General features: G+C 67.4%; 9 protein-coding genes. 6 read left to right on the top strand and 3 right to left on the bottom strand.

The window, feature by feature from the left end:
- The first annotated feature begins 304 nt into the window (after nucleotides 1-304).
- Nucleotides 305-3,187, top strand: a complete 2,883-nt coding sequence (locus ACTPOI_RS21250; RefSeq protein WP_440112460.1) for a bifunctional diguanylate cyclase/phosphodiesterase — start codon at nucleotides 305-307, stop codon at nucleotides 3,185-3,187.
- A 71-nt stretch (nucleotides 3,188-3,258) separates the two neighbouring features.
- On the opposite strand, the gene ACTPOI_RS21255 is transcribed toward ACTPOI_RS21250, so the two are convergent.
- The 3 genes from ACTPOI_RS21255 to ACTPOI_RS21265 all read right to left on the bottom strand — a co-directional run bounded on the left by ACTPOI_RS21255 (nucleotide 3,259) and on the right by ACTPOI_RS21265 (nucleotide 8,049).
- The gene (locus tag ACTPOI_RS21255; protein ID WP_440112462.1) at nucleotides 3,259-4,461 is read right to left on the bottom strand and encodes a phospholipase; all 1,203 of its coding nucleotides are present in this window, start codon (nucleotides 4,459-4,461) and stop codon (nucleotides 3,259-3,261) included.
- A gap of 87 nt (nucleotides 4,462-4,548) precedes the next feature.
- Nucleotides 4,549-5,376 carry an HDOD domain-containing protein gene (locus ACTPOI_RS21260; RefSeq protein WP_440112464.1) on the bottom strand — a complete coding sequence of 276 codons (828 nt, stop codon included), beginning with the start codon at nucleotides 5,374-5,376 and terminating at the stop codon, nucleotides 4,549-4,551.
- Nucleotides 5,377-5,679: 303 nt separating this feature from the next.
- Nucleotides 5,680-8,049 (bottom strand): Tex family protein, encoded by a 2,370-nt coding sequence (locus ACTPOI_RS21265; protein WP_440112466.1) that lies wholly within the window; start codon nucleotides 8,047-8,049, stop codon nucleotides 5,680-5,682.
- A gap of 207 nt (nucleotides 8,050-8,256) precedes the next feature.
- Here ACTPOI_RS21265 and ACTPOI_RS21270 point away from each other — a divergent pair, with 207 nt between their 5' ends.
- The 5 genes from ACTPOI_RS21270 to ACTPOI_RS21290 all read left to right on the top strand — a co-directional run bounded on the left by ACTPOI_RS21270 (nucleotide 8,257) and on the right by ACTPOI_RS21290 (nucleotide 12,216).
- Nucleotides 8,257-8,679 (top strand): hypothetical protein, encoded by a 423-nt coding sequence (locus ACTPOI_RS21270; RefSeq protein WP_440112468.1) that lies wholly within the window; start codon nucleotides 8,257-8,259, stop codon nucleotides 8,677-8,679.
- Nucleotides 8,680-8,765: 86 nt separating this feature from the next.
- Nucleotides 8,766-9,881 (top strand): DUF72 domain-containing protein, encoded by a 1,116-nt coding sequence (locus tag ACTPOI_RS21275; protein ID WP_440112470.1) that lies wholly within the window; start codon nucleotides 8,766-8,768, stop codon nucleotides 9,879-9,881.
- A gap of 189 nt (nucleotides 9,882-10,070) precedes the next feature.
- Entirely contained in the window at nucleotides 10,071-10,493 is a 423-nt protein-coding gene (locus tag ACTPOI_RS21280; RefSeq protein WP_440112471.1) for a hypothetical protein, read from the top strand.
- A gap of 8 nt (nucleotides 10,494-10,501) precedes the next feature.
- Complete coding sequence (locus tag ACTPOI_RS21285; protein ID WP_440112473.1) at nucleotides 10,502-11,266, top strand: histidine phosphatase family protein; 765 nt, start codon at nucleotides 10,502-10,504, stop codon at nucleotides 11,264-11,266.
- On the top strand, nucleotides 11,263-12,216 hold the full coding sequence (locus ACTPOI_RS21290) for an NAD(P)H-hydrate dehydratase (protein WP_440112475.1): 954 nt from the start codon (nucleotides 11,263-11,265) through the stop codon (nucleotides 12,214-12,216). Before ACTPOI_RS21285 ends, ACTPOI_RS21290 begins: the two co-directional genes overlap by 4 nt.
- Nucleotides 12,217-12,280: the final 64 nt, after the last annotated feature.

The raw sequence follows: 12,280 nt of genomic DNA on the forward strand, positions 1-12,280 counted from the left end.
CCCGCGGCGGCGACACCACCGGTGCGCGCGGCGCAGCAAAGCGGCCTTTTCAACAGCCCGTAAGCCCGCCTGTCCCGAAACGGGCACCGCATCGCCCTTGAAAGTCCCCGCGGTTTCTGGCCTGCAGTACGCTTTCGTCGCTATCGGCCATAGGTAACGCTCCTGGTTGGCCCGTAAAGCCGCCGGACGGTGACGGCCTTGCGCGGCAAGATCGACCTCCGTTGCGAGCGCCCCGCGCGCAGTCGTGCGCGGTAGACTCATCGCATTAATTACAGTTCATTACTTGGTGCTGGGAGCAAAACACATGCGCAGCGGTAATCTCGGCAAATGGCTTTTGCAAGGTACCTACCCGCGGCTGTACGTACCCGTGCTGCTGATGATTCTGCTCGCCAGCGGGGTGCGCTACCACTTCCTCATCGGCTCTGAAACCGCAGAGATCACGCGGCTGGCCGAGGCTGAAATGCGACGGGTGGGCGACACGCTGCTGCCCCTGCTGGCCGCCGTGCCCGAAGGCGATGTCAACGCAGCTGCCGAGGTGCTGGAACATGGGGCTGCCGGCCTGGGCGAGGCCTGGACAAGCCTGCGCTGGCAGGTCGGCGCCGCCCCATCGGTTGAGCTGAAACAGCCACCCGCAGTGGTGTCCGCGCCCGCGTGGTTTCTGGGCTGGATCACCATCACGCCGCCGGTCAAGCAGTTTGGCCGGGCCCTGGGTAACGGGCGCACCGGGCGGCTGACCATCACCCTGCAATCCGAACCGCTGGTGGGCAAGGTCTGGAAGGCCGTGGAAGTGCAGATGCGCATCTCTGCGCTGAACATCTTCACCATCCTGTTCCTGCTCACGCTGCTGTTGCGCGCCAACATGCGTACGCTGCGGCGCCTGGCAGACGCGACCGGGGCGTTCCGCAACGGGCACCTGGGTACGCGCATGGAGGTCACGGGCACCCTGGAATCGCGGGCCATGGCCGAGGCGTTCAATGACATGGCCGGCAAGGTGCAGTCACTGGTGCTGTCGCTGCACGACACGCAGCGCCAGCAAAGCGAGCAACTGCATTTCAAGCGCCAGCTGATCGATGCGCTACCGCTGCCGGTGCTGGTGCGTGATGCCAGCGGCAACCCGGTGGAGGTCAACCGCGAGTGGCAGCGCCTGGTGGAATCGTCAGCGTCTGCCGATGCCGCATCACCCGGCAGCACGGGCCTGCAGGCGGGAGCCCGGCGCCCCGGAACGCTGCGCACGCTGCCGCTGTCGGCGCAACTGGCGGGCGCGCAGGCCAACGAGATCCGCGTGCACATGGCCGATGGCACCGACAAGGACATGGCGTACTACCAGGCATCGTTTACGAGCACCAGCGGCGTCGTGGCAGGCACCATCGGCACCCTGGTGGACGTGACCGAACGCAACCATGCCCAGCACGCCCTGCGCGCCGAAAAGGACCGCGCAGAGATCACGCTCGCTTCGATCGGCGACGGCGTCATCACCACCGATGCCTCGGGCCATGTTGATTCGATCAACGAAACCGCGCAGCTGATGACCGGCTTCACCAGCGAGCAGGCGCTGGGCCAGCACATTGACGACGTCTTCCGCCTGAGCGACGAGCCCGTGAGCCGCAATGTGGGCCCGGGCGGTGAACGCGACACCATCAGCGGCGCGCTGCAGCTGCCGGCGCCCGACGTGCTGCTGCACCGCTCGGGCGAGCGCTATGCCATCGAATACACGGCCTCGGCCATCCGCGAGGCCGACGGCAGCGCGGCAGGCTGCGTGCTGGTGTTCCGCGACGTGACGGAAACACGCAACCTGCGCCACCAGATCTCCTGGCATGCGCGGCACGATCCGCTGACCGGGGTGTACAACCGGTCGGCCATGGCCGAGCGCCTCACGCACGCCATTTTTGTGGCCCGCAATCGCCAGTCGCTTCTGGCAGTCTGCATGCTGGACCTGGACCATTTCCAGTCCGTCAACGACGCGCACGGCAACCGCCTGGGTGACCGCCTGCTCAAGGAAACCGCCAAGCGTCTCTCGGCGTTTGCAGCGGGGCCGTCGGAAACGGTGGCCCGCATGGGCGGCGACGAATTCGTGCTGCTGCTGGGCGACCAGCCTGATCTGGCCTCCATCGAGGCGCGCCTTGCAGCCCTGCTGGCACAACTAGCTACGCCCTATGCCATTGATGACCGCACCCTGCGCACCACCGTGAGCATCGGCGCAGCCGTGTTCCCGCACGACGACGCCAACCCCGACACCCTGCTGCGCCATGCCGATCAGGCGATGTGCCAGGCCAAGAGCCTGGGGCGAAACCAGGTGCACTTTTTCGATGTGCAGCGCGACCATGCGGTGCAGACGCACCACACGCGGCAGACGCGCATTGCCCAGGCCCTGCTGCGTGAGGAGCTTGTGTTGCACTACCAGCCCAAGATCAACCTTCGCACCGGCGCGATGATCGGGGTCGAAGCCCTGCTGCGGTGGCAACACCCCGAGCAGGGCCTGCTGGGCCCCCAGCATGTGCTGCCGCTGATTGAAAACACCGACCTGGAAGCCGAGCTGGGCGAGTGGGTGCTGCGCGAAGCGCTGATGCAGATGCGTGCGTGGACGCGGGCGGGTGCGCAGTGGGAGGTCAGCGTCAACGTGGCTGCCGCCCATTTCCACAGACCGCGGTTTGTGGAGCGTCTGAAAGAACTGCTGCTCGCCTGCCCCGAGATCGATCCGCGGCGGCTGGAGCTTGAAATCCTCGAGTCGGCTGCGCTCGACGACATCGAGGAAATGCGCGGCGTGATGCACGACTGCCAGGAACTGGGCGTACGCTTTGCGCTCGATGACTTTGGCACCGGCTTCTCGTCGCTGTCTTACCTCAAGCGCCTGCCTGCCGAGACCATCAAGATCGACCAGTCATTCGTACGCGGCCTGCTGCAAGGCGGAGACGACGCGACGCTGATCAGCGCCATCGTGGGCTTGGCCACGGCGTTCAGGCGCCACGTGCTGGCCGAGGGCGTGGAAACACCCGAGCAGGCCGCGCGGTTGCTGGAGCTGGGGTGCGAGCGCGCCCAGGGCTTCGGCATTGCCCGGCCCATGCCCGCCTCGGACGTGCTGGGCTGGGCCCATGCGCACGCTGCAGGCCTGGCTGCCAGCGCCGCCCCCGTGCCTTCCGCGGCCCTTGTGCCTTCCGGCGCCCCGCGCCGCCCCACCTCGGCAGCCTGACCTGTTCGCTGCGCCTGCATGGCGGGCGCAGGCTACCTGCGCCCTGCCCCACCCCGCCCCGCATGGCCCCGCTAGAGCACGTGCACTGCGTTTGGGTCGGGCTGTTCCAGCCACTGCGCCCACTCATCCACCAACTGCTGGCTCGCGCGGGTCGCTGTCAGCCACGCCCTGGCACGCGCCGCGCTGTCGGTGCCGTAGTGCGTGAAGTCGTTGCGGTCGGGCAGCTTGGCATTGGGCAGGCTGCGCACCCACTCGGGGTTGGGCGACAGCACCACCATGCTGTCGAGTGCAGGCGTGGCCTTGTGGCGCCACTTCAGGCCCTTGTCGAGCCAGCCCGGCACCACGCGGTGCTGGAAGTGCGGGTACAGCACCAGTCCGCCCGGGGCCGGCAAGGGCGTCTGAGCGCCTGTTTTCAGGTCAAATCGGCCTATAGCCTTCGTATTTATTGCCCCCTTAGCTATTATTTCAATAGCATTTTGCATGTCGCTGGCAGTGCGGTATGCGAGGTGCATGTGGTAGTCGGTAATGCCCCCATCCCAGTACGCGCCGCGCGGTGCACCGGGAATATCGTGCACCGCCTGCAACACAAACGGAATGGAACAGCTGGCCTGCAGGGCCGGCATGAAGTTTTCGGCATCCAGGCCCACCTGCCGGGTGCGGTAGTCGGTGGTGGCAAACGGCAGGGGTGCGCAGCCAGCGGCCTCGCCAGGCAAGCTGGGCGATGAGAACACCACGCGCTCCAGCCAGGCCCCCATGGCTTTGCGGTGCACGGTGTTGGCCACAAACGCACCCAGGTAACCCAGTGGCGTGGCCAGCCCGTGCTCGCGCCGCAGCATGTGCCGCCCGCGCGATGTGACGATGTGCAGCCGAAAGCGCGGGTGGGACAGCACCTCCCCCACGCGGCCTCCGTAGAAAGCCTGCAGGTTGTGGCCAAACCGCTCGCTCACATGCGCCGCAGAAGGCCGCTTCTGGCCCGGCGGGATGTCGTATTCTTGGTGGATGTAGTCGTGCTCCAGCCGCTCGAACGCGGCCACCGCGGTATCCAGGCACGCCGTTGCCATGCGCCAGGCTCCGATGGAAGCACCCACCAGATGTACGTGCTGGGCCGATTGCGGCAGCCACTGGCCAAAGATGAACCGGTCCAGAGGGCCCAGGATGAGCCCCTTGGGGCCCCCGGCTGCCGCCGGGATCACGCCCACGTCAGAGGGCTGCAGCCCGTTTTCGGCGATGTGCTGGCGGGCGCGCGGGCCCGCATGGATGCGCAGTGCTTTCATGGGGGCCATTGTCGCAAAGCAACCCGTGTCGCATGGCGATGAATCTGCCCCGCTGCCAACGCGTCGCCACAGTCGCCGCCAACACTCTCAGACGACGTAGTCGTCGCCGTCGGGCCGCGCGGTCCAGTCGATGGGGTCCTGCTGCAGCACCATGTCGATGTCGAGCCCCAGCGTCAGGCCCACCTCGCCCGGAAACGACACCGCCAGTTCCTTTTCACCCAGCTCGGCCTCGCGGGCGCGGGCGCGCCAGGCGGCCAGGTGGATCACGCCGCCCAGCGGCTCGTAGGCGTTGCTTTCAAACGGTGCGTTCTGGTGCTGCAGTGCATCGACCACCACCTCCGGCAGCTGCCAGCGCCGGGCCAGGCCAGCCGTGACGTCGGCATAGCAGTAGCCCAGCAGCCGCTGCTCGATCTTGGCGCGCCGCAAGTCCAATGGCGCCACCAGCGTGTTCACAGACTGCGTGCGATCGGGATCGGCCAGGTGCAGGGCCAGCTCGCCCACCGCGTGCAGCAGCCCGGCTGAATACGCGGCGATCTGGTTCTGGCGCACAAGGCCCGCCAGCGAACGTGCCAGCTTGGCCGTGTTGAGGCTGTAGCGCCAGAACTGCTGCATGTTCACACCCGGGACGGAACGCGACGTTGTGCCCAGCGTGGCGGTGGACACGAGGGCGCGCAGCTGTGGCGTGCCCAGCAGGGCCAGCGCCTCGGGTATGCCCGCGATCTGGCGCGGCACCTGGAACGCGGGCGAATTTGCCAGTTCCAGCAGACGCGCAGCCAGCGCCGGATCGGTACCAAAGAACTGGTTGAGTCGCCGCAGGCTGGGCTCGGGTTGTGCAAGCTCGCTCATCAGCAACGCCACGGCCCGCGGCAAGCTGGGCAGGGCCACGGGGTATGCCAGCAGTGCTTTCAACTCCATCGTTTCGGGCGTCGTGATAAGGGGATGGTTGCGTTGTGATAAACCCAGCTCCGCGCCGCACACAGCGGCTTGTCGCGGACCGATGCCGACGGGTGCCTGCCACCCGGGGCCACCCCCAAGCAACACAGGAGTCGGGCTGCCTTGAACCCCTTGCGGCCGATTATGGCCCTCTGCGCGCGCCTGCATCGCAAGGGTTGGCCCTATGGAGTACTGCACGAATCAGCGTTGCGCCCACATTAGCGGCCACGGGCGCTCTGCAGCGCACGTCTGGCTTTTCATGCGTGCAAAGGCCCGGTGGCACGCTCACCTGCCCTTTGTCTGTTGCAGCTTGGCAAAGGCAGAAGCCATGGCCGACTGCTGCGAGGGCTCGGGGGCGCGGCGCTGTGGCTGCGCGTAGCCGCGGCCTGCGCCTTCAAATCGGTTGTCCCGCGGCGCACCGCGGTCGCCGCCCTGGCGCGGCGGTGCATCGCCCAGCTTCATCGACAGGCCGATGCGCTTGCGCTCCACATCCACTTCCATGACCTTGACCTTGACGATGTCGCCGGTCTTGACCACTTCGCGCGCGTCGTTCACAAACTTGTGGGCCAGCTGGCTCACATGCACCAGGCCGTCCTGGTGTACGCCCAGGTCGATGAAGGCGCCGAACTGGGCCACGTTGCTCACGGTGCCCTCCAGGATCATTCCTTCCTTCAAGTCCTTGATGTCTTCGACGCCGTCGTTGAAGCGCGCCACCTTGAAGTCCGGGCGCGGGTCGCGGCCGGGCTTTTCCAGTTCGGCCAGGATGTCCTTGACGGTGATCACGCCAAACTTCTCGTTGGCAAACAGCTCGGGCTTCAAGGTCTTGAGCATGTCGGTGCGGCCCATGATCTCGGCCACCGGCTTGCCCGTCTTTTCCATGATCTGCTCGACCACAGGGTAGGTCTCCGGGTGCACGCCGGTCATGTCCAGCGGGTTGTCGCCCCCGCGGATGCGCAAGAAGCCCGCGCTCTGCTCAAACGTCTTGGCACCCAGACCCGCCACGTCCATCAGCTGCTTGCGGCTCTTGAAAGCGCCATTGGCCTCGCGCCAGCGCACCACCGCCTTGGCCACGCTGCCCGACAGGCCGGACACGCGGCTGAGCAAGGGCACACTGGCCGTGTTCAGGTCCACGCCCACCGAGTTCACGCAGTCTTCGACCACGGTGCCCAGCGTGCGCGCCAGCTCGCTCTGATTCACGTCGTGCTGGTACTGGCCCACGCCGATGCTCTTGGGGTCGATCTTGACCAGTTCGGCCAGCGGGTCCTGCAGACGGCGGGCAATGGAAGCGGCCCCGCGCAGGCTCACGTCCACATCGGGCATCTCCTGCGAGGCGTATTCGCTGGCGCTGTAGACCGACGCACCGGCCTCGCTCACCACCACTTTTTCAATCGCACGGTCCGCCTTGGCGGCCAGCTTGATCAGGTCGGCGGCCAGCTTGTCGGTCTCGCGGCTGGCGGTGCCGTTGCCAATCGCAATCAGATTCACGCCGTGCTTCTCGGCAAGCTTGGCCAGCGTGTGCAGCGAGCCTTCCCAGTCGCGGCGGGGCTCGTGGGGGTATACGGTGGCGGTTTCCACCAGCTTGCCGGTGGCATCCACCACGGCCACCTTCACGCCGGTGCGGATGCCGGGGTCCAGCCCCATCACCACGCGCGGGCCGGCAGGCGCCGCCAGCAGCAGGTCGCGCAGGTTGTCGGCAAACACCTTGATCGCCACCTTCTCGGCGTCGTCGCGCAGGCGGGCAAACAGGTCGCGCTCGGTCGAGAGGCTGAGCTTGACGCGCCAGGTCCAGGCCACGCACTTGCGGATCAGGTCGTCGGCCTTGCGGCCCGCGTGGCTCCATCCCAGGTGCAGGGCAATCTTGCCTTCGGCCAGGCTGGGCTTTCCGGGCTCAGGCTCCACCGGCAGCACCAGCTTGGCTTCCAGGATCTCCAGGCCCCGGCCGCGGAACACGGCCAGCGCGCGGTGCGATGGCACACGGCCAATGGGTTCGTCGTATTCAAAGTAGTCGCGGAACTTGGAAACTTCCGGGTCGTTCTCGTTCTTGTCATCCACCTTCTTGCTGCGCAGCAGGCCTTCGGCCCACAGCCATTCGCGCAGGCTCTGCACCAGCGCCGGGTCTTCGGCCCAGCGCTCGGAGAGGATGTCGCGCACGCCGTCGAGCACGGCGGGCACGGTGGAGAAGTCTGCGCCCGGCTTGCCGTCATCCAGCACTTCGGGCGGACGGGTGAAGGCTGCAGCCTCTGCGGCGGGGTCCAGCGTGGGGTCGGCAAACAGCTTGTCGGCCAGCGGCTCGATACCGAACTCGCGCGCAATCTGGCCTTTGGTGCGGCGCTTTTGCTTAAAGGGCAGGTAGATGTCTTCCAGCTCCTGCTTGGTAGGCGCGGCAGCAATCGCGGCGCGCAGGGCGTCGGTCAGCTTGCCCTGCTCGTCAATGCTCTTGAGCACCGTGGCACGGCGGTCATCCAGTTCGCGCAGGTACGACAGGCGGGCTTCGAGCTCGCGCAGCTGGATGTCGTCAAGGCCTCCTGTCACTTCCTTGCGGTAGCGCGCGATGAAGGGCACTGTGGCACCGCCATCGAGCAGCTCCACGGCTGCCCGCACCTGTTGTTCACTGACTTTGATTTCTGCGGCCAGCTGCCGGACGATCTGCTGCATGTGTGGCGAACTCTCTGAGACTCAAACAAGACACGAAGCGCGGGAGTTTGCCACAGCGCCCGCGGGCTCCCCGGGGGCGGGCAACCGCCTTCGAAATGGGCAATCCACCGGCCCGGCGGGCGGCTCCGCCCTGCTGAAAACGCTGCCTACGCTCCCGCAGCGCCACTTCTAGAATGGCAGCGCAGCGCCAGCCGCCTGCACTTCGCCATGAACACAGTTCCCTTCATCATCCGCACCGAATGCCCGCCAGGCGCCTGCGTCTGCCAGCGCGACGAGCTGCTGCAGACGCCCGGCGCAGACCTGCGCATCCTGCAGCTCACCAGTGCGCAAGAGAAGGTGCTGGTGCAGCGGCTGGAGAACCTGACCAGCCTGGCCGACCTGCGCCACATGCAGCAGCGCATGGAGCAGCAGCTGGGCATCCGCATCGCCATCGCACCGGGCCCGCGCGAGGTTCGTACCGTGCGCGGTATCACCCTGCTGGTGCTGGAGCAACCCGGCCTGTGCCGCAAAACGCGGCAGTCCATCCCTGCGGCCATCCGCAAGAGCATGGACCGATGCCCGGACATTGCCTACGAACTGCTGGACGAAGGCGGGCTGTTTGCAGCCCCCGAAACGGGCGAAACCCGATGACCTGCTCCCATCGCCCCGGCAGATACGGATGCCCTGCATGGCCCCTCGTAACGACGCAATCAGCTGGCTCCCGCTGACCTGACCGCATGCAAGACGACCTGTTTGGCGGGGCTCTCCCGACACCACCGCCCTCTCCTCCCAAAGCCGCGGAACAGCCTCGCAACGCCCTCGCAGGCCCGCAGGATGCGCCGGCTCCACGCAAGCGCACTGCCGCAGCCGTGGCGCCAGCACTGTTTGACGACGCGCTGCTGACGCTGGGCGCGGCCCTGCCACCGCTCGCCCACCTGGGTACTTCGTCCTGGACGTATCCGGGCTGGCAGGGCCTGGTGTGGGAAGGCAGCCCGTCCGAGTCCCAGCTGTCACGCCAGGGCCTGGCGGTGTACGCGCAGCACCCGCTTTTTCGCACCGTCAGCATCGACCGGGGCTTCTACCGCCCGCTCACGGTGAGCGAATACGAGCGCTACGCATCACAGGTGCCCGACAACTTCCGCTTTGTGGTGAAGGCGCCCAGCCTGGTCACCGATGCGCTGGTGCGCAGCGAGGACGGCCGGGGGCGCCAGCCCAACACGGCGTTCCTCGACCCCCATTTGGCACGCACGGAATTTGTGGAGCCCGCGCTGCAGGGCCTGGGCCACAAGATCGGCGCGCTGGTGTTCCAGCTCAGCCCCCTGCCGCTGGCGCAGCTTGATCGCATGCACGAGGTGCTGGCGCGTCTGCACGCCATGCTGGCCGCCCAGCCACGGGTGTCGGAGAGGGCACCGGGGGGCGTGCTGGCCGTGGAAGTGCGCGACCCTGAGTGGCTCACACCCGACTTTGCCGCCGTGCTGCGCGACACCGGCGCCACCTACTGCCTGGGCCTGCACGCCAAGATGCCGCCCCTAGCCGAGCAGCTGCCGGTAGTGCGTGCCCTTTGGCCACGCCCGCTGGTGTGCCGGTGGAACCTGAATCCGGTGCACGGGCCTTACGGCTACGAAACTGCAGAGCAGGCCTATGCGCCCTACGACCGCATGGTGCACCCCGATGTGGCCACGCGCGACGCCTTGGCACGCGTCATTGCAGGCGCTACCAGCGCGGGGCAGCCGGCCTATGTCGCCATCAGCAACCATGCCGAGGGCTGCGCGCCGTTGTCGGCGCGGGCGCTGGCAGAGGCGGTGGTGCTGGCCCTGGGGGAGCGGGGCACACCGGACGCCACAGCGGCGTAGGGCGCCGTTGGCGCACAGGCGGCGGGTATGCCCGGCGAAGCACCAAGCGCGGTGTTGCGGCATCTCGCTGGGCAAGGCCTCTTGCCTTGTAGGACGCAGATCACCTGCGCAGAAACTGCACACTGACAGCCGCTGCCCCGGTCATGTCACACGATGAAAGCCTCTTAATGCAACGCAGGCAGCATCGATATGACCAACCAAAATCCTCTTCGTGACGCACAGCAGCGGGACAAGACCCGGCCCGGTTTTCCGGGGGAACACTGGCTGGTGTTTGGCGCAGGCGTATTGCTGATGCAGCGCTCGGGCCGCAGTCGCAGCTGGATCAGCCGCACGCTGGGGCGCGCTGCCGGCGCAGCACTGGTAGCGCGTGCCGCGTCTGGCCAAGACGGCGTGCTCGGGAAGCTGGGTTCGTTGCTGGCGCCACAGAGCGGCAACCGGTGGAACAAAAATCGCACCGAGGGCCATGACCGCGCCCAGTCCGTTCAGGCCAGCACCGCTTCAAGGGCCGGCAACCCAGGTGCAAGCGCTCCAGCTGCTGTGTCCGGCCACGCCACGCCGACGCAGGCCACAGGCCCCTATTCCACTGCCACCCGCTCGGCCCAGAACGGCTGACCGTGCCCATGCAGGTCCGCTGGCCCGACTGGTTGTGGGTGGTGCGCCATGGGCAAAGTGCGGGCAACGTGGCGCGCGATGCGGCTGAGGCGGCGGGGCTGGCGACCATCGACATTGCCTGGCGCGATATCGACGTGCCGCTGTCAGAGCTGGGGCACGACCAGTCAGTGGCACTGGGCGAATGGTTCGGGCGCCAGCCAGCGCACACCCAGCCAGAAGTCATTTTGTGCTCGCCATATGTGCGGGCGCTCGAAACCGCCAAGCTCGTTGCCCGGCACAGCCGGCTGGAGCATGTGACGCTACGGCTGGACGAGCGGTTGCGCGAGAAGGAATTCGGCATTCTTGACCGGCTTACCCGCTTTGGCATCCAGCAGCAACACGCGCAATTGCATGCGCAGCGGACCCATGTGGGCAAGTTTTACTTTCGGCCACCTGGGGGTGAGAGTTGGTGTGACGTAATCCTGCGGCTGCGCAGCCTGCAGGAGATGATCACCCGCGAATACGGGGGCCAGCGCGTGCTGGTGGTGGCACACCAGGTCATCGTCAACTGCATGCGCTACCTGATCGAGCAGATGGACGAGCAGCGCATCCTGGAGATTGACCGCCAGGGCGATGTGCCCAACTGCGCCGTGACCATCTACCGTGCGCAGGATGGCGACGCCCCCGGCGCGGGCGGCATGCAGCTGGTGCAGGCCAATTTCCTCGCACCGCTGCGTGAGGCGGCCACCCCCGTGACCCGGTCCCCAGATGCGCCCAGCGCACCCAAGCCATGAAGCCGCCCTCGCCTGCCAACGGCGAAAAGCCTCACCGCCCAGGGCGCCCGCGCGCGCTGACTGAAGAACTGCTGGCCCGCTGGCCGCTGCCCGAAACCGCACGCGATGCAGACAAGGAGGACCGGGGCCAAGTGCTGGTAGTGGCCGGCAGCCAGGAGATGCCTGGCGCCGCCCTGCTGGCCGCCACGGCTGCATTGCGCGCGGGTGCAGGCAAGCTCATCATCGCCGCACCGGAGCAGGTGGCGCAGGGGCTGGCTCTGGCGATCCCCGAAGCCCGCGTGATTGGGCTGGCCACCACACGAACGGGCGGTTTTTCTACCCGCGACTGTGACCGGCTGGCTCCGCTGGGCGAGCGCGTGAGCGCGGTGGTGCTGGGCCCTGGCATGCAGGACGAAGCCCACAGTGTGGCCTTTGTGGGCGCGCTGCTGCCCCTTTTCCGCCAGAGCACGGTCGTACTGGATGCTTTTGCGATGTCCATCGCGGGCCTGCAGACCTTTGAGCAGCCGGTGGTGATGACGCCTCACGCGGGCGAGATGGCCCACCTGACCGGACTGACCAAGGAGGCCGTGCAGGCCGATGCGCTGGCCACAGCCCGTGCATGGGCGGCCCGCTGGGGCGCCTGCGTGGCGCTCAAAGGCGCAACCACGTTTGTGGCACAACCGGATGGCGCCACGCTGCGTTTTGACGGCGGCACACCCGGGCTGGCCACCTCAGGCTCGGGCGACACGCTGGCTGGGTTGATAGGCGGGCTGGCGGCCCGCGGGGCCGGGCCGCTGCATGCCTGCGCCTGGGGTGTGCTGCTGCACGCCCGGGCCGGGGCTGCACTGGCCGAGGCGCACGGCACCCTGGGGTACCTTGCAAGGGAGATCCCGGGCCAGGTGCCTGCCCTCATCCACGCGCTGGGGCCCCGCGGCACGGCCCGCGGCAAGCCACCTGCTATGCCTCGGTGAGGCCTCAACAAGGCCAGCGGGAAAGTTCAGGACTGCTGCGGCCTAGGCTGTCGCAGCGGGCCCA

The organism is Acidovorax sp. BL-A-41-H1, assembly GCF_051942715.1.

Excerpts from the sequence above, each read along its gene's own strand:
- ACTPOI_RS21250 (WP_440112460.1), top strand. The coding sequence starts at position 305 with ATGCGCAGCGGTAATCTCGGCAAATGGCTTTTGCAAGGTACCTACCCG.
- ACTPOI_RS21290 (WP_440112475.1), top strand. The coding sequence starts at position 11,263 with ATGAAGCCGCCCTCGCCTGCCAACGGCGAAAAGCCTCACCGCCCAGGG.
- ACTPOI_RS21260 (WP_440112464.1), bottom strand. The coding sequence starts at position 5,376 with ATGGAGTTGAAAGCACTGCTGGCATACCCCGTGGCCCTGCCCAGCTTG.
- ACTPOI_RS21285 (WP_440112473.1), top strand. The coding sequence starts at position 10,502 with ATGCAGGTCCGCTGGCCCGACTGGTTGTGGGTGGTGCGCCATGGGCAA.
- ACTPOI_RS21280 (WP_440112471.1), top strand. The coding sequence starts at position 10,071 with ATGACCAACCAAAATCCTCTTCGTGACGCACAGCAGCGGGACAAGACC.
- ACTPOI_RS21255 (WP_440112462.1), bottom strand. The coding sequence starts at position 4,461 with ATGAAAGCACTGCGCATCCATGCGGGCCCGCGCGCCCGCCAGCACATC.
- ACTPOI_RS21265 (WP_440112466.1), bottom strand. The coding sequence starts at position 8,049 with ATGCAGCAGATCGTCCGGCAGCTGGCCGCAGAAATCAAAGTCAGTGAA.
- ACTPOI_RS21275 (WP_440112470.1), top strand. The coding sequence starts at position 8,766 with ATGCAAGACGACCTGTTTGGCGGGGCTCTCCCGACACCACCGCCCTCT.
- ACTPOI_RS21270 (WP_440112468.1), top strand. The coding sequence starts at position 8,257 with ATGAACACAGTTCCCTTCATCATCCGCACCGAATGCCCGCCAGGCGCC.